We start from the raw sequence: 22,639 nt of genomic DNA on the forward strand, positions 1-22,639 counted from the left end.
GAGTGTTGATGGGTTGTCGCACTGAGCTAGCATTCTTTACTTTTTTAATAGCTTGCTAAGCTCTATGAAATGATGTGAAAACAACGAAACTTGCCCAGTTTCAACGTCAATTGCTTGTCTTGATGGCAATTCCCCTCTAACCTCAAGTAAGTCACCTCCTATATCCTCGTGTTCTCCCGTTAAAATCGTAATTGCTTCTCTTTGTAATGATGATAGTCCTTGGTTATTTTTAGATACCTCAATTGTCCCGTTTTCACTTGGTGTTTCATGAATTAGCTGTCTCAGATCAAGCGTGGTTGTTTCTGTATGCTCTTTGTAAAATTTGTCTAATTGAGTGTTTAAAAGATTTACTTGCTCCTCAAGTTGAGCTATGTACATTCTGACGTCTAGGGGTAAGTCTCCATTTTTCCCTTTAGCTTTATCGGTAGGATGTTTGGTCTTAGCACTCTTGTTTGGTGGGTTGCAGTTAGCATATGCGTTAATGATTTTCTTGTAGAGTCCTTTGGGATCATTGTCTATTGTCTTTCTTGATGGTTTACCACCGTAGAGCGCAGAAATTCTTTCCGCTACTGATTTTTGAGTCAATAATAGTTTTTTAGCAATTAAGTCTTTACACGCCATTTGTACGTTTCTGATTGATCGAACAAACCTACTGTCCTTTACTTCATCTAAAATGCTATCAACAATTTTGTCGGCTGATATTGTGTTCGTCATCATTTCTCTCCAATAGATATGATACTATTTTTATCAAACTCACTAAGTGCTAATCCAATTCTTTCAGAAGTATCTAACTGCAATTTATCTAAAAGTAATTGAGGGTTTTCATATTCTTCATTTGTGAATGTACGACCTATAATTTCAGTAACCTGTTGTATCTTGTACAGTATCGCAGCACGCTTCACATCATCATCAGGTACATACAGCAACGCATTGGGCGACTTAGTTATGTCTGCTAGCTTGTTGTATAGTTTTTGTAATTCTCTCATTGGGATAGTTTCTTCGTCACCATCAATACCAAGGATCATACCTTGTGTCGCAATCTCCATGTGTTTTTCGAGGTCATTATCAAGAATAAGGTTTTTTGTATCTTCAACCCGCACTTCTGTGCTATCGCAGAGGGAAGGTAAAAGGTTTTTGAGAGAATTTTTTATTTGGGCTTTTTCTAATGAGGCATTAAGAAGATGTTCTCTTCTTTCTCGTTCTTGAATGAGCTTGGCAAGTTCGAGGTTTGTATCATCAATCCTAAAATTGATCTGATGCGAAGCGATCTGAGCGCATTCAGAATCTTTACTATTATATCTTTCTTTTGACTGTTGGATTAATCTTGCCCGCTTATCTATAAATTCTGATATCTTCGAGCCAACAAGGTTATAATAATAAATCTGTTCTAATAAAAACTCTGGCCCTGACTTGAAAAAACGACACAACCCACATCTTTGATATTCATTGGCCTCTATAACTTGAGATTCCCCATGCTTAGTTATTTTTATTGAAACCCTTCCTTCATCACAGTTAAAACCAAAGCATACCCCCCCGTTCAAGATTATTGGCATACCATGATGGAAATTCTTCGGATGATGTACCTCGTCTATGTCCTCAAAGTCATTAGCTACATCAAAAATAGCAATTAAATCATTACCTTCTTTATCTAAAAATCGCTTCGTGTTTAAATTGGCCATGCCGTTTTGAGACTTAGCCACGAACAACTGTCTTCTATATTCTTCAGATAGTAGCTTTTTGTAATAAATCGTCATAACTGAAGTAGCATGTCCCACTAGAGCTTGAACTGTATCTACAGACAACCCCTGTTCTAAAAGAGAGGTTATGCCGTACACTCGTAGGGTATGGACATCGAAAATACGATTACCGTTGCTATCGTATGCGACATTTCGATTTTTGTACTCGGGGTAATATTCCTTGTATCGTTTATCAGCAATGTCAAGCAGATTGTAAAATACCTTTCGAACGGCATCTGAGGATGGCGGTAGATAAAGGTTTTCTGTGTCACTGTTTTTATCAACCTTGACCTTTTTAGATACTTTGCTAAACCTAATGTCTCGGAAGAGCGGTACATGTTTAGGTAAATGATCCCATTCACTTATATTGTATTTTTTGGCATCTTCATCAACACTGCTGACAGGCGTTGTGAACATCGGTGATGCCGCATAGACACGGTTAAACTTCATCTGCTCTTGAATAATTTCATAAACCTTATCAACGTTAGGTATGCCAGTTTGCGCAGGCCAATTTAGCTCATAACCATGTGTACCGTTTTTTCGGGCAGATGCGAGGGTTGTTTTGTTTGTGTTAATAAACAACAAAATGGATTCAATATCATTATCGTTGCTTGCTCTTAATACTCCCGTAGCCCCGAATTTCTCGTGATGACTCTTACCGTCCTTGTATCGAAAGTTCTTTAGATGTTTATATGGGTTGGGCACATACTTCAATTGTTCATAGTCGAATAGCATCATATCGAGAAGCCCTTCATCTAACCAGCGCACTTGATGAGATCGCAACGGCACAAGAAGTAATAAATGGATGATTCTAGCTATATTTTTGAACTCGACTATTTCTGTTTCGCCAGTTTCGTTGTTAACAACAGAAATCCGCTGAGTGCTTTTTGAGTTTTCATAGTCATTTTCTGTAGCAACTTCAAGAAGGACTTCATAAAAATTTGATGGCATAGCACGTCGTGAAGTTTGTTTTGGATTATCATTGCGCATAGGAAAAATATCTTTTACGACGGGCATGGGACATTGTATATGGTGTTTTAACTCCATAGAGAGTTTGTTGAAACACCAAGTTAAGCACTGCAAGATTGTCCCCCAAGTGCTTCTTTGTGATACGGGGCTTTTCTGAATAGATTGTAAATAAGTGTGGAATGTTGGTAGTGTTTCCACTTCAAGAGTATCAAAAAAAAGCGTAGGTCTGAGAGAAGATAATTCGTTTACTGATGCACCGTTCTCGTTAATTGAAATCAAATAATCAAGAAATATATTTATGCGATCTGAAATTGCAGCGTTGGTGCTTAGATACAACCAATCACTTATTATGATGCGAATTCTTTCATCAATCTTTCCTTTTGCCCACACAATGTCAGGGTTTCCTCGGCTAGTATTGTTGTTAGTTAGGACTTTTAAAGTGTTAACAGAGATTTTCTCTTTAGGGAAATCTACGTTGAGTGTTTCAAATACCTTTGCAAAGGTTTTGTATTTTAGCCCAGTAGACGTATTGTATTCTGTTGAATTGCGAATATTCTCAAATATATTTAAAAAAAAGTCATGGGGGATTTCGGCCATTGATTGGAATGAAAACCGATAAAGCTTTCTTAATGCAGACTTATCACCTTTAGGGAGTGCGCTACCTTCAGGGCTTTCTAGGTACTTCTCTATTTCATAGTTTAGCGGATGCTGAGCGTTGAGCATTTCTAGGGGGAAATGCTGTAATGTTTTTATTTTGAATGACCAAGGAAAATGACATATCATTCGATTTGAATTACAGAGGTTAACTATTGTGTATAGACTCTTTGCCTGCGACCAAACCATGTATATATAGTCTAAGAATTGATTCCGCTTACCCTCATAACCAATATATTTTTGTTCAAAAAGCTCTCGCAATGTGTGCTCTTTCAAAAAACGCTCGATACGTTTATCAGTGTATTTATGCGCAACCCTTTCCAAAAACAAATAAAATGGGGATGATATAATTGTATCGATATTGGTTTCTCGTTTGGCTGCTAATGTACCAAAATTTTCCTGAGGGGAGAATACAGTGCCAACTGCTATATGATGCAGCCACTTCACAGCTGCCAATGGCGGCACGTTTTTGAATGTGGCATCGATATTGATTAGAAAACTAGAAAAAAATGCGCCACCACAAGAAATGGAAAGCTCGTCGTCCCAAATGCCACCGTTATTAAGTAGATGCTCTCTTATTTCCTTCTTTGACGATATACCAACTTGTTTTAATTTATTCTCTGTTAGTGGAAATAAAAACTTTGTTGCACTACTTTCGCTATTGTGCGAAAGTCTTCCCGCATGCTCATCTAGCGACAAATCATTCATGGTGGTGTAAAACGAATCAACTTTCGACAACGCTTCAATGTCAATAAATACAGTATCACGAGAATCGTTATATACAGCCTTCGTTCTTGTATCTTGTTGTAATACGGACATATCTGTACCTAGTTTCATATCAGATACATCGTTCCACTTTTGTAGCTTTTCACTTAAATCCGTCACTTTAACACCACCCCTCGTTAAGTTTATGTTTTAGTTCTTCCCAGCTTAGATCTCTACCATCACCCTCACCGTGTAGTTGTAGTATTTCAGAACGTATTTTTTGCTTCGATTTTTTATAATATTTATTAGTTGAATCCACTGATGCATGACGAAGAATGTCTTTAGTTTGATCTACTGACATATTGAGGGCGTTAGCACAAAATTCTCCGCAAAAATGCCGCAGCGAGTGTGGCCCTATCTCAAATGTAAGTATCTTTTTTGATTTATATCGAAATGTGTTCGTGTAATTGCTAAGTGTGAGAGGCATGCCCGAACTTTGAGTTATTAATAAGTATGGGTGATTACGCCTCGCTTGAGCTTGTAGCTTATGTACTAGTCTCGAAAATTCCCTATGGGCAGCGTCACTTGACCAGTTCAACGTATATCCGAATTTAGGATTGTAATCGACATTAGGGAAAGTCATCCCTTTCCATTCCAAATTGTACTTATTTTCTAGATCAACTCTAGGCCTCATGTGTTCAAGAAATTCGATGTCAGTATCACCTAAACCCACATGTGATTTAGCTTGCACTGCAAACTTGTGGAGCAAATCTTTTCTACGGATAGCCTGTTTTGATAGGGGGTAATATGTATTTCCGTTAACGGGGTGACTTACTATTACCTCATAGCCTCCTCTATTTTTAGGCACGATATCTGTGATTAGAATATGAAGCACTTCACTAGCTCTTAAGCCAGTAAAGGCTTGAAGTAGCATAGCTGCTTTAAAATTTATATTTGTTTGACTATCGATGAACTCAAAAATGGAATTATGTGGGAATGCTTTATAGTTATGACCATTCAGCGAAAAGTTATCTTGTTGAAACTCTTGTCGTTGTCGAGTAACCCATTTTGAACCGCTGTTGTCAGTTTTAGATTTACCATCGTCTAAGTGTGCTAACAGGCTAAATTTTGATTTTTTTTGTTCTTGCGTATAAGTCTTTGTTAATGAGCCGATATAATCACGGTCATTTACAACATTTAGATACCTAGCGCACCATTCGTGAAATTTTTCAAAGCACTTGATCTCGTTGCTTGCAGTATCATATTTAACGGGTTGATAAAATAAACCAGTCTCATCGCTCTTGGATGTTATTGTTCCATGCAATCTCGCAGAAAAATATGATAGAAAAAGCCTTGTAGGTTCTTCTTGCCACTCCGTGTGTTTTTGTTTTTGCGTCAAATAAAAATGATAGATTCTTGCAACTACAATGATGATCCGTCTTAATGCTCGATTACTACCACCCCCAATTTCAATTTGCATCTTACAAAAAGCAATTAGCGATGGAGAAACCGAGCCATCACAAAAATAGCAGATCGGAAACTTTTTATTGGGAAACTGTTTGGTTTTATAATATTCGATTCTATATATCGATGTGCGTTTAAGTTTCATCTCTAATTTCAACTTACGGGATAAGGGCGTATTGTAATAATGCAAGAGAAATATAGTTAAAGTCAACATATTCTCAGAAAGTTAAAGATATAAGGGATAAAGCACCCATATATGGGATATGTTAATAAAGATTAATTGCGCGAGATGAGGCCTTACACCTGAACAGCACACAGCATATCTTAAACATTATGCAATCAGGCAAAGATGATCCTGAAATGGCAGAAATTGCCATTGAATGCCGTCAAGACGCTTACGACTTATTCTATAAAGCTGCTGAGCAAGAAAAAGATTGGGCTGAATATCTGTTTAAAGATGGCTCTATGATAGGTATGAACGAAAATATCTTATGTCAATACGTTGAATACATCACCAATCAACGTATGAAAGCCGTTGGTTTAGAACTGCCATATCAAGAAAAATCTAACCCATTACCATGGATGAAAAACTGGCTTGAAAGCGATGCAGTTCAAGTGGCACCACAAGAAGTAGAAGTATCTTCATATCTTGTTGGCCAAATTGACTCTTCCATTGATGAGAGTGAGTTCGAAGACTTTGATCTTTAAGAAACCCCCTATCGTCAGATTAAAAGGGCAGCCTGTATTATTATTTGATAAGCAGCCTACTTTGCTTGATGCATTAGAACAAAAAGAAGTCGAAATTTTTTCAGAATGTCGAAGTGGTTTTTGTGGTTCCTGTAAGACTAAAATGATATCGGGAAGTGTCACTTACGTCCAAGAACCATTAGCTGCATTAGAAGAAGACGAATGTTTACCTTGCTGTTGTGTTCCAGTCACAGATTTAGATCTAGAACTACCACTGCACCAACACGAAGCACTCGCCATTGAGCAGTAACGATTATGGCTAAACAAAAAGGCTTGGATAACCAAACCTTTTTGTTATTCTCTTATACCAATTACGTAGAGTAGGCTACTGGCTTCGCTATCGCTTATCCAGCAGCCCCTCTTCGATTCCGTGCATGAGGTTTTCCCTCACACGGCTCTGTTGTTACACTTCTCTCAGCCCCTTCACTTTGCTTATCATCTTGTCGTGGGTAAATACTCAAGACCAGCTTGGCGTAATTTTTCGTAAGCACCTCGTGATAGATACTTGCTTCGACGTTGACTTAAGCGACGATGCCAGCGATAGAACCGGTTTACTACAAATCCATTTATTCTGAAAAATACACCTCTGGGATAACCTATCCCAGCAAAATAGTGTTTCCATCCCCTCAGAACTTGATTAACTTTATTTATCAGTACGCCAAGTGTATTTGAGGTTCGATGCTTCACTATGTCTCTGAGTTTATTTTTCAGCTTTGTTTGGCTCTTCTTAGACGCCTGTATCTTAATGTAACTGGTGCCTTTGATGAGGCCTGTGATCCGTTGAAAGTTAAAACCGAGGAAATCAAACTCATTCATCAGCTTTCCCATATCCACACAGTGGGTTTTACTTTGATTTAGCTTCAGACCTTCATAACTTAATTGCTGTGTTATTCAGTCCAGTTGCTCTTGTGTGTAGGTTTGCTTATGAAGTACAACAAAATCATCTGCATAGGTAACGATTTTACACGGTGTTTTTTCGTGTATTTTCAAACAGAAATCGTTGAGATAGATGTTAGCCAGTAGTGGAGAGATAACTCCGCCTTGTGGAGTGCCACATCGGCTTGCTTCTATTCGCCATTTCCCGTTGACCGTCTCTATGCTGATGGGCGCTTTGATAAAGCTTTTCAGTAAACTCAGAAAGCTGCTGTCGCTTATTCGCCTTTCTATTTTTGTCATCAACTTAGCGTGCGGAATGGTATCGAAATAGGCGCTCAAGTCAGCATCGAGTACGTGCTGATAGCCTTGTTTTAGGCTCATTTCAATGACTTTTACCGCTTGCTGGGCGCTTCGACATGGACGGTAGCCATAACTGTGTTCATGTAAATGAGGTTCGTAGACGGGTTGCATCACTATTGTCATCGCCATTTGCACAATTCTGTCACTGATTATCGGGATCCCAAGTTTCCGCGTTTTGCCGTTGTCTTTGAGTATTTCTACTCATTTGACTGGGCTAGGTCGATAGTTTTTCTGTTGTAATTGAGTTTGAATTTCTTTTAACAGCGCAACGACTTTCTTTTGCTGCTCTAGATAACTGAATGTGATGCCATCAATTCCTGCTCCGCCTTTATTGGCTTTGCATCGTCGATAGGCTTCTTCGAGTATATCTAGGCGACTGAGTTTATCGTACAAGCTGTAAAATCGAAGCTCCGAGTTAAGCTTTGAGCGTAAGTAAAGTTTTCGCTGTAATATTCTGATATTTACTGGAGTGTTAGCCATATGGCAATTTCACCTCAAAAGTTACGTTAAAAAACGGGTGTAACACTGAGCCCCTTCCCTGATGTAAAGTTATGTTGTCTTCACGGTTAACGGTACTATGGGCTCATCCGACTGCCTGAGCGCCCTATCTGAAATTTCGGTTTACCTTATATTCGGATAGTGGAAGTCACTACCTTCCAACACTCAGGCTCTCCCACGTTCACTTTATTTCCTTCAATACATGCCACTTCATATTACGCCGGAAGATCAAACAGATGCATTTACCAGTTGCTTCTCTGTTTGTGTCAGGGTTCGTCAACTAGGAAAGACTCCCCATCTTCATTTTTTGATTTACGACGCTTAACTGAATTCGCTTGATGCTGCGGCCTACATTGCATCTCAACCTTTATTCAAGGCCTTTGTCACAGGGCTTCATGTCATAGCGGTTACCCATTATGCATGCCCGTCAGATTTCGGGATGAACTGGTAATTATCCCGTCAGGTACGTTTCAACCTGATGGACTTATTATAAATAATAACGTTGCTGTCTCTGGTTTATGGCCATGTAATCGCTTGGCTGCGTATACGTTGAGACAAATCCCGCAACAGAATAAAGCGCTTCGTGGCGCTCCCTAGAAACATCAGTTGACTGCGTTCTCAAGCGTAGAAAAAATGGCTGATAGTAAGGCGTAGCTTGCAGCAAGTAGTTATTCTACTTGCAAAAGTTACAACACAGATAGCAGTCATTTTAGCAAGCTTGTGAGCGTAGAGCACTTCACTCATTGGGTGAAAGCCATGATGATAAAGTTATCTTATTGATCAAGCAGTTACTCATATACTCAGCGTTCAACTGATGTTTTTAGATTTAAGCACACCAAAATTATGTTGAGAATGGTTTTAGATTTTTTACAAGCAACAATAATACCAATTACAGTAATTAAATGCTCAACTCAGAGCTATGTATGTGCTCAAAGTACATTCGAAATTGATGAAGACATAGTTGTTCTACGTCAAGACAATTTTGAGAAGTAATTTGCGCACATACAAGCTCCCAAAGGGCAAGGCTAAAGGGTTCCATTACGCGTTACAAGCACTTGAATTATCCCGATAGTACTTCGAGCTTGTGCCTTGCATTGAAACCTTTTAGCTCTTGCTGAGTGAGAGATTAATTACTGTAATTGGTATAAGCATGAAAATACACTTAAAAGACAAAATGTTATATTTCAGATAAAGTAAATTTAGCTGAAGTCGTGAATTAAAAAGAAATGGGTGTAGATCTTTTAGATCGACGAAAAGCATGAAAAGATCATTCATTATCAATTGGATGGGTTTAATAAATGGTGCGAAAGGAGCAATTTTATAGTACTTATCAGTTTCCACACACAACAAGTATATAAAAAGGCTCCTTTCATGAAACTAGCATACTCAAACTCACTCGAATTTTCATTCTTTTCTGAAGCCAAATTGAAATTTGAGCGTATTATTTCGCACCTCGAAGACAAACAAGTTAAGCAAGAGAGCCATGGAGAAGTTGAAGCCTATATCGATACCGAAGGAACTGAGTTGTTGCGGTGTTTATTGCAGGGTTTCTTAGATATCAAAACCGCTGAAGAGCCCCGTCAGCAAGTTTGTTCCAACCGTGACATTGCATTGAATTATTTGAAAAATAACTGCAAACGAAACTTAGAAAGTTTATTTGGTACCGTAACGATGCATCGAAAAGGTTACAGTCAACGTCGGTGTGATAGCGTGTTTCCAATGGATGGTGAGCTGAATCTTTCGAAAGATAAATACTCTGATGGTGTACGCCTAAGACTCGCTACAGAAGCAGTCAAAGGCTCATATGATGATGCAGTAAGCTCAATAGATACCACCACAGGTGCGCACGTGCCCAAGCGACAAGCAAGGCAAATTGTGCAGGATATTGCACAAGATTTTGATGGTTTTTATCTCCAGCAGAGATACCTTAAGCCAGAAAATACATCTGATTTACTGGTATTGACTATGGATGGAAAAGGCATCGTTATGCAACCTAATAGCTTGAGAGAGGGCACGCAAAAAGCAGCGAAACAACAGAAGCTCAAAGGACGCCTAAGTGCTGGAGAAAAAAAAGACCGCAAACGAATGGCAGAAGTTGCAGCGGTATACACCACCAAGCCTTTGCATCGTACCCCAGAATCAATCATGTCTAGAAACGATAATTCAAATGTTCGTCCATTACGTGTGCCACCAAGAAATAAACGTGTGTGGGCAAGCGTAGAAAGAAGCGCTGCGACTGTGATTGAAGAAGCATTTTTAGAAGCTCTGGAACGAGACCCTACTCAAAGCCGTCAGTGGGTTGTACTCGTTGATGGTCATCCTCATCAGCTAAAACAAATTTATCGGGTGATGAAGAAACTCAACATCAATGCAACGGTGGTCATGGATTTCATCCATGTGCTTGAATATCTCTGGAAAGCGGCGTGGTGCTTATTTGAAAAAGATGATCCAGAAGTCGAAGATTGGATAGAAAATCGAGCGACTGAAATCTTACGAGGTAATGCGTCACAAGTAGCAAAAGGCCTTGGGATCAGTGCAACAAAACGGAAATTAAAACAACGAGAAGGCATTAATAAGTGCATCGGTTATCTATTGAAAAATAAATCAAGATTAGAATACGGTAAAGCGTTAGAGCAAGGTTTCCCAATTGCTAGCGGTGTCATTGAGGGAGCTTGTCGTCATCTGATTAATGATAGGTTGGATATCACTGGAGCGAGATGGAGCCTTGAAGGTGCAGAAGCTATATTAAAACTTAGGTCGTTAAGATCGAGTGGTGATATTGAAAAGTATTGGGAGTATCACAAAAAGCAATCCAAACAGAGGTTATACAGATGTGGATAACTTCGTCGTTTTAAAAGACACACACCCAAAAGAAATGATTAGGAAATTACAAATATAAATGGCGAGAAAAAGATAAAAGCAGCATGAACTAACATTATGCAGCTGCAATTTGTCTTTTAGATTTAAGTGGTCTTAAACGATCGTGCATCACTTTGATCGTATCAAACTGTCTCAACACCTTACCAGATGATAAAACGCTCTCTGGTGATAATATCATCACTAACGTGGCCTGTAAGCCTCGCTCAATTGCAAGTACTAAAACACGTTCGTTGTTATGTTCAAGCTTTAATTCAAAAACTTTACCATGCTCACTGTAGACACACGTATTTGAAGCTTCAAAAAACCAAGACTTTGGCATTTGAGGCTTTAACATAAAATGTGCAGCTGTCGCATTTAAAGCGATTTGAACCAGACCAGCTTCCGTGATGGTCAAAACATTTTGTAAACGATCGATCATCTCAATATAAAAGTTTGCATGTTCTAAATCAAAAACCATTTTTGAACAAGCATCTGGAATTAGTTGTTTTTTCTTATAAGAAGTTAAAAATTCTAATTCAGAACCAAGAGATAAACTTAATACATCATTTACATAATCATATTGCCATTGCCAGTCCTTTTTTGGCATAAGTAGCATAATAATTACCTAATTAATTATATTCGTGGATATAATAGACGATATTTTATTCAATTTCAAAACTTTATTTAAAATTGATATTTGATCTATTGATCATTACTCTTGATCGCAACGATCACAAATAGATCTTGATGGGTAATATGATCTATTTGTGATCAAAAAGATTAACTTTTAATATATGAATTTATAATATCACTAACTAATTTAGGACCTTGATAAATAAATCCTGTATAGATTTGAACTAAGCTTGATCCAGCTTTGAATTTATCAATTGCATCTTTGCCTGATGATATTCCACCAACACCAATTATGGGTAACAAACCCTTTAATTCAGTCGAAAGCTTTGAGATAACTTTTGTAGAAGATGCCGCTACTGGCTGACCACTAAGTCCGCCACTCTCTTCTGAGTTTTTCAAACCTTTAACGGCGTCACGAGACAAAGTTGTATTTGTAGCTATAACGCCATCAAATTTAAATTTAATTAAAGATTCAGCAATTTGTTTAATTTCATTATCATTTAAATCTGGTGCGATCTTTAAAGTCAAAGGCACATATTTATTATATTTATCTGTTAATTCTTTTTGTCTTTCTTTAAGAGTGCTTAATAAATCATCTAATAAATCGCCAAACTGTAATGAACGTAAATCAGGTGTATTAGGTGAAGAAATATTTACGGTTATATAAGATGCATAAGGATAAACTTTATCCATACAGATTAAATAATCTTCTTTACCCTGTTCAACTGGGGTATCTTTATTTTTTCCAATATTAACTCCAACAATAATGTCAGACTTTTTTTCTGTCAAATTTTTAACTAAATTATCAACACCATGATTATTAAAACCCATTCGATTAATTATTGCTTGTTTAGATTCAATTCTAAATAATCTAGGCTTTTCATTTCCTGGCTGTGGACGAGGTGTCACTGTGCCAACTTCTACAAATCCAAAACCCATTGCTGAAAATGCATCAATGGCTTCACCATTTTTATCAAGACCTGCTGCTAAACCGACTGGATTAGGGAAATCAATTCCCATTACTTTAACAGGTGCCGATGGCAAAGTTTGTCGATAAAAGCAGTTTAATGGAGAGTTCGCGGTTTTACGAAGATTATTAATTGCAAAATTATGTGCTTGCTCAGCATCCATAGAAAACATAAATTTTTGAGCGAGTGTATAAAGCATGAACATTTCCTTAGCCAAAAAAAGCCCCGGCTTTCGCCAGGGCTTGATAGATTATTTAGTTATTATTTTGAGCCTTCACAATGAAGAATAAGCAAATTCAATTCGCGTAACGCTACTGAAAATTTTGCAAATTCATGACTTTTAGAGCTCTTAAAGTCAGCAAGCATATAATTCCAGCGTGCTAACAGTGCTTCATGACCTTCTATCCAATCAGTAATAATGGCATCTGCGCTACAATCTGTATCACAGGTGGTTAATACTGTTGAAGTCAACGAACGCTGTTGCCAATCTAATTCTTCTCGATAAGCGGCGCGGGCTAAAGCTTGCCAATGGTTAGCAACTGGTTGCCCTGTTATTTGCACTAAGAACCAATGCAGCTCAATACGAGCACCTAATTTAAAGTAGGTTTCTGCAACTAATGAGACAGATTTTCCTGAATTTTCTGCTATTTGCGCAATATCTAATGCCGAGAATAATGTACTCATGCATGCTACTTCTGTTGCTACCTTTTCAGGTACATTTTCTTCAAGTAGTGCGGCAATATCATTATTAAGTTCAACAACTTCGACTTCGATTAAGTATTTATTAATACCTGCTTTGAGTTCTTCGACAACAGGCTTAAAGAATGCTGCAGTCTCTTCAATACTTGTATTGCGATTACGATGGCGCAAGAACCAACGACAGGCACGACGCATACTACGACGAAGTTGATGCAACATTTCACCTTGAACAATTGCTGGTACAACAAAGTTCAAGTCAGTGATTTGCTTAACTATTTCATTTAGTCCGAAAACTTCACGAGCTATTGTGTAACAAATTCCGATCTCTGCGACAGTGGCACCAGTTTCATCTTGCATGCGTTGAACGAAATTCATGCCTAAATTATTTACAATTTCATTGGCTAATGAAGTTGCAATAATTTCACCGCGTAATGGGTGTGAAGCCATTTTATCACTATACAGCTCTTGCAATTTTTTAGGGAAATAAGCTTTTAATAACTGACTTAATAAAGCATCTTCTGTAATTTCAGGAATTACAAATTGCTCTTTAAGAACCATTTTTGCATAGGCAACTAACACAGAAAGTTCTGGGCGAGTTAATGGCTGACCAGAAGCTAAACGCTCAGCTAATTCATCATCTGAAGCTAAAAACTCCAATGCTCTATCAAGCTTACCATCTTTCTCTAGATAGTGGATAAAGCGAATTTGCTCTTTAAGTTGCTCAGCTCCACGAACTTGGGTAACTGAGATTGAACGGGTTTGATCTTGACAGTTTTGTAAAACAATTTCACTTACTTCTTCAGTCATTTCAACAAGTAACGTATTTCGTTGCTTGATCGTTAAGTCACCTTCTGCGACTAGAGAGTTAAGCAAAATCTTAATGTTTACTTCGTTATCAGAGCAATCTACACCACCAACGTTATCGACGAAATCCGTATTCATTCGTCCACCGTTAGCCGCATACTCAATACGACCCAATTGTGTGCAGCCTAAGTTTCCGCCCTCACCAATAACTTTTGCATTGACTTCAATTCCGTTAACACGAATGGCATCGTTTGCACGATCTCCCACTTCTACATGGCTTTCAGTCGTTGCTTTTACGTAAGTTCCAATTCCACCATTCCAAATTAAGTCAACATGCATTGTGAGCAATGTTTTGAGTAATTCATTGGGTGTCATTGTGCTTTTCGTTGTGCCGAGCATCTTTTTCATTTCGCTAGAAAGCGGAATTGATTTCGCACTGCGCGAGAAAATACCACCGCCCTTCGAAATTAATTTAGCACTGTAATCTTCCCAAGATGAACGTGGCAGATCGAATAAGCGTTCACGTTCTACATAACTTGTTTCTGCATCAGGATTTGGATCGATGAAGATGTGCATGTGGTTAAATGCAGCTTGAAGACGTATGTGTCTGGATAATAACATTCCGTTTCCAAACACATCACCACCCATGTCACCAATAGCGATACAAGTAAAGTCCGTTGACTGACAGTCAATTCCAAACTCACGGAAATGACGTTTCACAGATTCCCATGCACCGCGTGCGGTAATACCCATTTTTTTATGGTCATAACCGTTACTACCACCTGAAGCAAAGGCATCCCCTAACCAGAAACCATATTCTTCTGCAATTTCATTGGCAATGTCAGAGAAGGTAGCTGTACCTTTATCGGCCGCAACAACTAAATATGCATCATCTTCATCATGGCGTACCACATCAACAGGAGGAACAACTTCACCATTGATAATGTTATCGCTTATGTCCAACAAACCACGAATAAACATACGGTAGCAGTTTTGTCCTTCATTGAAGAAGGCTTCACGACCACCTTCTGTTGGCAGTTGTTTACAAACGAATCCACCTTTCGCACCGACAGGAACAATAACCGTATTTTTAACTTGCTGAGCTTTTACAAGTCCTAATACTTCAGTACGGAAATCTTCACGTCGGTCAGACCAACGTAATCCGCCACGAGCTACTTTTCCACCACGTAAATGAACCCCTTCTACACGTGTCGAATACACAAAGATTTCATAGCGCGGCAATGGCTTAGGCATCTCTGGGATTTGTGATGGATCAAACTTAAACGAAATATATGGTTTTGCTTCGTTGAGCTTGGTAACTTGGTAGAAGTTAGTACGCAGCGTAGCATCGATAAGATCCAAGTAACGACGAATAATTCGATCGTCATCCAAACTTGAAACATCATCTAAACGTAAGTTAATTTGCTCAACAAATTTTTCCAAAGTTCGAGTTTTGAGCTTCGGATTAAACTTACGAATAAACATTTTTACTAATAATTCCGCGAGAAACGGATAACGAGTAAATGTTTCTTCAATATACGATTGACTGAATGTAGCATCAATTTGACGCATATACTTTGCATAAGCGCGAATAACAGAAACTTCACGACCTGTCAGACTTGAGGCTAAAACAATACGGTTAAATCCATCATCTTCAAGCTCTTTCCGCCAAACCTGAGATAAAGCATTTTGGAATCTATCTTGAATATCAACAAGATTTTCTGTCGCTGCGCCTTTGACTGTCATTAAGAAGTCAAGGATCCAGTATGTTGCACCATCTGTAGTTTTAACTTCGTATGGGCGCTCATTAATAACCCGCAAGCCAAAGTTTTCAAGCATCGGTAACACATCTGATAGATGAATTGGTTCGTCTTTATGAAATAGTTTTAAACGAACTTTATTAGAGTTAATTGCCGATTCTTGTGGCTGATAGAATAGCATCCCTAGTTTGTGATCTTCATCTAAGGCTTCTAGCTTTTGCATATCTACGACAGCAGAACTAGGTAATACATCTTCTTTATAACTAGGGTGGAACGCATTCAAATAACGCTTACTTAATGCATTGCCCACTTCTTCACCCAACGCACCATTTAATGCGAAAGTAAGTTTATCTTCCCATGAGCGAGCTGCTTCAATAAGATTATTTTCAATTGCTGCCACATCGACATCCATATTATTGTTTTCAACTTTGACAATATAATGTGTACGTGCCAAGGTCGATTCAGAAAAATAGGTCGTAAATTCGACTTCTTCTTTGCTATTAAAATGTTGTGCTAGAATCCGTTGTGTATCTTCACGCAGCTTAGTATTGTAACGATCTTTTGATACATACACTAAGCAAGACAAGAAGCGACCGTAGCCATCTTTTCTGACAAATAGTTTCAATTTATCACGGTCTTGCATCTCTAACACACCATGAGCGACAGACATCAGCTCATCTTCATTGCCTTGAATTAGCTCATCACGAGGTAAATTTTCAAGGATGTTCATGAGATTTTTATAGTCGTGAGATCTCGGTACTAAACCTGACTTATCTAAAACTCGGCTTACTTTCTCTGCTAGTAATGGAATTTCTCGAAGACTTCGATTGTATACATTTGATGCATATAACCCGATAAATCTATCTTCACCGACTACATTACCTTTTTTGTCAAAACGTTTTATCCCAATATAATCAATATATGCAGGGCGATGTACACGACTCTTACTGTTGCATTTAGTTAGAATAAGTAAGTTATCATCGAGTGCTTCTTTACGTGCTGACTCTGAAAATGTTGATAAGAATAAACCCTTTTCTGGTTGTTTTTGATCCGGTTTATTCATCAAACCTAAGCTTGTGCCCATATCCGGTACAAGCTCTAAATCACCTTTTACAGGGTTAAGGTCGTAACGACGATACCCAAGAATAGTAAAATGGTGATTAACTAGGTAATCTAAAAAGTTTTTTGCTTCAGTTAGATCTTGCTCTTTACCTGGGTAAGGACGAGACGGTAATTCATTAACAATACTGCTTAACTTATTTGACATTGCTTGCCAATCATTAACTGAAGCAGCAACATCCATGAGTACTGATTGAATTTCTTTTTCTAATTCTTTTATGTCGTTCTCGCTGCTTTGGCGATCTATTTCAATCAAAAATACAGCAATTTTCTCATCTTCTTTTGGACTATCAACCACTCGGCCAATTTTTTCTACTATCTTATTACCGCGCTCAATTGCCAAAGGCATGTGCAACATCATGTGTGCAGTAATTCCGATACGGTTTAGCACCATACAGATCGAATCAACCAAAAATGGCATATCCGGTAAAATAATTTCGATAATAGAATGTGTCGACTGCCAACCATGTTTTGACTGGTTAGGGTTAAACACTTTTAAATGAGTTTGACCAAAGGAAGTTTTGTTTAATGCGTTCCACAAGCTAAGTATTGCACCGTATAGGTCACTATCATTACGTGCATGTAAGTCATCTTTTGACATTTGCGCATAAAGACAGTCAGCAAATTGCTCAACTTGTTTCGCTTGAGAAGGCTGGACTTTTTTATTGATCAAATTGATTACGTTTTCAAGTAATACTGAGGGCGTTGCATCTTTCAAGGCCATTTTGCTGTTTCCTTAAGCGTCTATGGCAGCGCTTTTTCATGGTTAGGATGCTTGAAATATTCGAGTACAGAGCGGAATATTCCGCACCATGTCGCGAAGTTTATTACTAAATGGGATATTTTTCGAGAAAAATTTTAGTGGTATTTCCACTAATTAAAAAGAAAGTAGACTAGATAAAATTTTTTGTTGAAGAAAAAGTCAATTTCTTGGACTGACTATTCAAAATTCGAGTGAGAGCCGTTCCTCCCACTCGATATTAATGTCTAACGCTTTGTCCAAAATACAGCAGATAAAGCTGGAATTATTATGATTGCTCCGAGCATATTAACTAAGAACATAAATGTCAGTAATATTCCCATATCCATTTGAAATTTTAACGCGGAAAAAAACCATGTGCTCACCCCGATAGCAAGAGTAAGTCCAGTGAATATAACTGCACTCCCTCTTTCTTGAAGCGCCTCTAAATAAGCTTGATGCACAGATAACCCTGCCGTTAACTTTCCGGACATTGTAGACAGAATATAAATACCGTAATCAACACCTATTCCAACGCCTAACGCAATAACAGGCAAGGTACTAACGACTAAACCAATATCTAAATAGGTCATTAATGCTTGTGCCAATGTTGAAACAACATACAAAGGGATGAGTACCACAATGGTAGCTTTTAAAGATTTAAAACTTATCAAACATAAAATAAACACTGCACCATAAACATATAGCATCATTGGTAACTGTGCATCAGCTACGGCTTCGTTGGTTGCGGCCATAACTCCTGCAGGGCCTGAAGCAAGCTTGAATTGTAAGTCAGAGCCATCAAACTGTTGAGCCAATACTTTAACTTTATCAATAACGGTTTCTATTGTTTCAGCTTTGTGATCAGTAAGGAATACATAAATTGGCATAACCGAACAATCACGATTTAATAGTCCTGATGTGGTCGGAACGCGACCAATGGCTTGAACTAAACTTGCCGTTGTACGCGGCAACATCTGCCATTTAGCATTACCTTCATTAAAGCCAGCATTCACCTTCTTTGCCACAGACGCTAAACTAACCGTCGACTGCACACCTTGAGTATTTGAAATCAGCCACTCAAATTCGTCAATCTTTTTGATTAGTTCGTAATATGTACAGGCTTCTGGTTTTCCTTCAACTAGTATTGTTAACACATCTGTAGTGATAGAAAAATTATTGGTTATATATGCTGTATCGAGATTATATCTAGAATCATAATGTAAAGCTGGTGCACCCGAATGTAAGTCCCCTATCTTCAACTGTTGAGACTGATATAAAGCTAGCCCATAGATAACACTAGTAATAACCAATACATACTTTGCATATCTTGGTGTAGCAAAACACGCCAACTTTGACCAAATTGGATTAGTTTCAACGTTATCTACGGCTTTATTCTGAGCCGTAGAAAGATCAGTAAAGGATAATAAAACTGGTAGTAAGATAAGATTCGTTAAAATGATAACGGCAACACCTAGTGAAGCTGAAATGGCGAGTTCACGGATGATTCCGATGTCAATTGAAAGCAGTGTGAGAAAACCTACTGTATCTGAAAGTAGAGCTACGCCACCCGGGATCAATAAGCTTCTAAAAGCTAAAGTAGCGGCAATTTTAGTCGTTACTCCTTTCACTACACGTTGTTTAATAGCATTGATCATTTGCACGCCATGACTGACGCCTATTGCAAATACGAGGAAAGGAACCAAAATTGACATTGGATCTATGCCAAAACCAACTACAGTAAGCAAACCTAATTGCCATTCAACAGCGATTAAGCTGCAAACCAAAGGTAAAACAGTTAACAATAATGAGCGCGAAAACAAATAAACCATTACAGCAGTGATTGCGATTGCAACTAAAAAAAATAGTAAAACCCCTTTAGCACCATCAGCAACATCACCAGCCATTTTTGAAAAACCAATAATATGTATTTTTATTTCATCAGTTTCATATTTAACTCTTAATTGTTGCTCTAATTCGTTTGCTAACGCAATAGTATCAAGAGCCTTACCTGTTTGAGGATCAAATTCCATCAATTGTGCCGAAACTATGGCTGCGGAATAATTCTCTGAAACTAAACGTCCAACGATACCAGCTTTCTCAATATTAGCTTGAACACGTTTTAAACTTTCTTCGTTGGAACTAAAGTCGGCAGGAATGACAGGACCACCAGCAAAACCATCTTCAACGACCTCAGTAAAGCGTGTTGAAGGAGAAAATAAAGATTTGACCTGAGCTCTATCAACGCCCGGTATGAAAAACAGTTGATCGTGTACCTGTTTAAAAACTTCAAAAAAATGAGGATTAAAAATGTTTCCGCTTGAGTCCTCTACTGCAACCATAATTGAGTTTGCACCACCAAATTGTTTTTGGTGTTTCAAATAGGTTTTCATGTACTCATGTTGTAGTGGAATATTTTTAGTGAACGCGGCATCCATTTTCAATTGGCTCGCCTGAAACCCTAAAAATATACTCAATAAAACAAAGGCGCATATCACCCATCCTCGGTGACGGAATATAAACGTTTCTAATCCATTAACCCATTTTTCTAACATGGTACAGCCTTATTATTGTTGTTTATTTAAATCTAAAAGTTGCAAACCTTGTGTGCCACCAAGCCATACATGTCCATTTTCATTTTGAGCAATAGCCAATATATTCTGTCCTTTCAGTTGCTTAACAATAACAATACTCCGGTCATTTTTGACTCTAAGCACTGCACCTGAGTTACCAACTAAAAAAGTTTCATTATTTATTATCACGCTTCCAAAAATACTCGAGTCTATAGGCGTTTTAAGCTTATGCCATCCATTTAATATTTTATCCGTTTTAAAAACATTTCCTCTAAGTCCTGAAAAAATAAACCCGTTTTGTGTTTCAATGCCAGTAAACATTGAGCCTTCATAAGGGAATTCCGTTTTAGTAAAAAAATGTCCTTTATTCGATGATATAGAAACTAAGCCTAACTCTCCGATTAAAATGGTACGTCCATCTGTTGTTTTTAAAATCTTGTTAAAGTGTGGCAGTAAAGATGCTTTTTCAATTTTGTAACCTTCAGGATCGTTTGTCTTTAAATCCTCTAAATACGCTTTATCATCATCAAGTAACAACTCTTCATGAAATTCTTCACTCCAAGTATTTCCACCATCAACAGTCCGATAAAAAAGTCCGTAAGCTCCTACCGCAACCCCTTCCATTTCATTAAAAAATAATATATCTAAAAATGGTTTTTCAATCTCAGAAGACTCAAAAGCGATACTCCAAGTCTTCCCTCCGTCAGAGGTTTGTAAAATGGTTGCATCATGCCCTACAGCCCATCCCTTTACGCTGTTCAAAAAAAACACGTTGGTTAAATTTGTAGAAGTTGGACTGGCAACCTGCTTCCACGATTCATCTAGATAGAAAATATGACCACGCTCACCAACAGCAATTAACTTGTGTCCAGCTTGAGCAATATCGGTAATAAGTGCAGAGACTGCTTTGGGTTGAATTTGAGTATTAGCAGAAGAATAAAAACTCACTGTATAAAACAACAAACTCAAGCCAAAACAAACTGTTTTGCACAACGATTGTAAATACATAAAAGGACTACCTGTAGTGTTGCAAATTTAAGTGTAGATATATGTGGTTAATCAATTCCTAAGAAAAGATTAACCACAATTTTGAATGACTGAATGGCTATCGAATACCACTACGACGTAAAGCAGAAGGCGTGAAGTCAGAATCATTCAACTTCGCATCAAAGTTATACATTTGACCTTCATTATCTAAACCCATCGCAATATAACGACGGGATTGAAGATCATGAAATACTTCAAGTGTACTCCACTGTGTAGGCACTTCGTAATAGTTCAAACCATGCGCTACTGCCACACGATATAATTGATCACGATTATCATATAAATCCGCTGCAGAAATCTGCCAAGAATCTTCATCGATATAGAACACACGAGTTTTATATAGATGGCTTGTACCCGGTTTTAGAGTCGCTTTCACTTCCCAAACACGATGTTTTTCCCAGCGTACATATTGAGGATCAATATGGCCTGGAGTTAAAATTTGGTCATATTCAATTTTGTCAGAATGCAGACGATAATCGTTGTAAGGAATATAGATTTCCTTTTTGCCAATTAATTCCCAGTTATAACGAACTGGTGAACCATTGAACATATCAAAATCATCAGTCGTTCTGAGACCATCAGATACTGAGCCTGGGGTATCAAAAGCCACATTTGGTGCTTTACGTACGCGACGCTGTCCTGTGTTATAAGTCCAAGCTTGACGTGGGAGTTTTTCTTGATCCATGGTTTCTTTGACGAGCAACGCAGTACCAGCTAAACGAGCAGGCTGGGTAACAACTTGTTTGAAGAAAAATAATGTATTGTCTTTTTGTAACTTGTCCAACGTCATTTCAGGTCGTGTATATTCAAAGCGTATTTGCTCACTGGTTTCAACTAGTGTATATGAACCACCTGAAGTTGGTGCAGCTTGGCTACGAGACGTTTCGACGTCTACGCCACGGAATCGTAATATATGGTTCCACACAGCTTCTAAGCCATTTTTAGGCATAGGAAAAGGCACGCCAATGACAGCCCCAGAAACACCATTACCCTCTGCAACTAACTCGGCTTTGGTTGCATTTGATTTTGTTGCATCATAAACATATTGCGGTGCAGCAGCACTACGTCTTGTTTGATAAACATTCATCTTAAAAGTATCAGGATACAAATTAAACAAAGCTAACAAACCAGGAGTTAAATACTCCTTATATTGTGCTTTATTGCCATTGGTTATAGTGAATAATACTTTGTCATTTGGAAACGGATCTGGATGGTGCATACCATTTTTATAACCAGCGACTGGTTTTGTGATTCCACCTGTCCACTTTGGAATTGTGCCGTCTGCATTCCCAGCTACTTCACCACCAAGAGGCGTCAAGCTTTCCCCCAATTTATTCGCATCAGCTTGAGAAATCTTCGCGGATGCAATTGGAGCTGTAATAGCCAATACTATAGCTGCAGACAATAGAGTCATCTTTTTCATTTTTAT

The 22,639-nt window shown here is 38.1% G+C and carries 14 protein-coding genes and 1 pseudogene; 3 read left to right on the forward strand and 12 right to left on the reverse strand.

Annotated elements, in window-relative coordinates; all coding sequences use genetic code 11:
- Positions 1-36: 36 nt before the first annotated feature.
- The 3 genes from E2I05_RS11665 to E2I05_RS11675 are packed head-to-tail and all read right to left on the reverse strand — an operon-like array spanning position 37 to position 5,673.
- Positions 37-717, reverse strand: coding sequence for a hypothetical protein (locus tag E2I05_RS11665; protein ID WP_133309649.1), 681 nt, complete (start codon positions 715-717; stop codon positions 37-39).
- A complete protein-coding gene (locus E2I05_RS11670; protein WP_121853855.1) occupies positions 714-4,244 on the reverse strand; it encodes a VPA1269 family protein in 3,531 nt (1,176 codons plus the stop codon). Before E2I05_RS11670 ends, E2I05_RS11665 begins: the two co-directional genes overlap by 4 nt.
- 1 nt (position 4,245) lies before the next feature.
- Entirely contained in the window at positions 4,246-5,673 is a 1,428-nt protein-coding gene (locus tag E2I05_RS11675; protein WP_170179633.1) for a site-specific integrase, read from the reverse strand.
- Between the two features lie 128 nt (positions 5,674-5,801).
- Between E2I05_RS11675 and E2I05_RS11680 the strand changes: the two are divergent.
- Both E2I05_RS11680 and yfaE read left to right on the forward strand, forming a co-directional pair.
- Positions 5,802-6,236 (forward strand): annotated as a pseudogene (locus E2I05_RS11680) (ribonucleotide-diphosphate reductase subunit beta); the annotation flags it as partial.
- A complete protein-coding gene (gene yfaE / locus E2I05_RS11685; protein WP_121853853.1) occupies positions 6,205-6,525 on the forward strand; it encodes a class I ribonucleotide reductase maintenance protein YfaE in 321 nt (106 codons plus the stop codon). The pseudogene E2I05_RS11680 and the gene yfaE, both read left to right, overlap by 32 nt.
- 185 nt (positions 6,526-6,710) lie before the next feature.
- Here the strand turns inward: yfaE and E2I05_RS11690 are convergent, their stop codons facing one another.
- The 3 genes from E2I05_RS11690 to E2I05_RS11700 all read right to left on the reverse strand — a co-directional run bounded on the left by E2I05_RS11690 (position 6,711) and on the right by E2I05_RS11700 (position 7,991).
- Entirely contained in the window at positions 6,711-7,091 is a 381-nt protein-coding gene (locus E2I05_RS11690; protein WP_170179634.1) for a group II intron maturase-specific domain-containing protein, read from the reverse strand.
- 75 nt (positions 7,092-7,166) lie between these two features.
- Positions 7,167-7,706 carry a reverse transcriptase domain-containing protein gene (locus E2I05_RS11695; RefSeq protein ID WP_133309651.1) on the reverse strand — a complete coding sequence of 180 codons (540 nt, stop codon included), beginning with the start codon at positions 7,704-7,706 and terminating at the stop codon, positions 7,167-7,169.
- 6 nt (positions 7,707-7,712) lie between these two features.
- Positions 7,713-7,991 (reverse strand): hypothetical protein, encoded by a 279-nt coding sequence (locus E2I05_RS11700; RefSeq protein ID WP_133309652.1) that lies wholly within the window; start codon positions 7,989-7,991, stop codon positions 7,713-7,715.
- Positions 7,992-9,380: 1,389 nt separating this feature from the next.
- Between E2I05_RS11700 and E2I05_RS11705 the strand changes: the two genes are divergently transcribed.
- Entirely contained in the window at positions 9,381-10,850 is a 1,470-nt protein-coding gene (locus tag E2I05_RS11705; RefSeq protein WP_133309522.1) for an ISKra4 family transposase, read from the forward strand.
- 94 nt (positions 10,851-10,944) lie between these two features.
- Here the strand turns inward: E2I05_RS11705 and E2I05_RS11710 are convergent, their stop codons facing one another.
- The 6 genes from E2I05_RS11710 to E2I05_RS11735 all read right to left on the reverse strand — a co-directional run bounded on the left by E2I05_RS11710 (position 10,945) and on the right by E2I05_RS11735 (position 22,633).
- Positions 10,945-11,484, reverse strand: coding sequence for a cell division protein ZapC (locus E2I05_RS11710; protein ID WP_121853690.1), 540 nt, complete (start codon positions 11,482-11,484; stop codon positions 10,945-10,947).
- A 164-nt stretch (positions 11,485-11,648) separates the two neighbouring features.
- The gene (gene pyrD / locus E2I05_RS11715; RefSeq protein WP_121853689.1) at positions 11,649-12,668 is read right to left on the reverse strand and encodes a quinone-dependent dihydroorotate dehydrogenase; all 1,020 of its coding nucleotides are present in this window, start codon (positions 12,666-12,668) and stop codon (positions 11,649-11,651) included.
- A 62-nt stretch (positions 12,669-12,730) separates the two neighbouring features.
- Positions 12,731-17,575, reverse strand: coding sequence for an NAD-glutamate dehydrogenase (locus E2I05_RS11720; RefSeq protein WP_121853688.1), 4,845 nt, complete (start codon positions 17,573-17,575; stop codon positions 12,731-12,733).
- A 263-nt stretch (positions 17,576-17,838) separates the two neighbouring features.
- Complete coding sequence (locus E2I05_RS11725) at positions 17,839-20,145, reverse strand: efflux RND transporter permease subunit (RefSeq protein WP_121853687.1); 2,307 nt, start codon at positions 20,143-20,145, stop codon at positions 17,839-17,841.
- A gap of 12 nt (positions 20,146-20,157) precedes the next feature.
- Positions 20,158-21,171, reverse strand: a complete 1,014-nt coding sequence (locus E2I05_RS11730; RefSeq protein ID WP_121853686.1) for a WD40/YVTN/BNR-like repeat-containing protein — start codon at positions 21,169-21,171, stop codon at positions 20,158-20,160.
- A gap of 97 nt (positions 21,172-21,268) precedes the next feature.
- Positions 21,269-22,633 (reverse strand): DUF1329 domain-containing protein, encoded by a 1,365-nt coding sequence (locus E2I05_RS11735; protein ID WP_121853685.1) that lies wholly within the window; start codon positions 22,631-22,633, stop codon positions 21,269-21,271.
- Between the last annotated feature and the right edge of the window lie 6 nt (positions 22,634-22,639).

It is taken from the genome of Parashewanella spongiae, assembly GCF_004358345.1.
In the GTDB taxonomy this organism is placed as follows: domain Bacteria; phylum Pseudomonadota; class Gammaproteobacteria; order Enterobacterales; family Shewanellaceae; genus Parashewanella; species Parashewanella spongiae.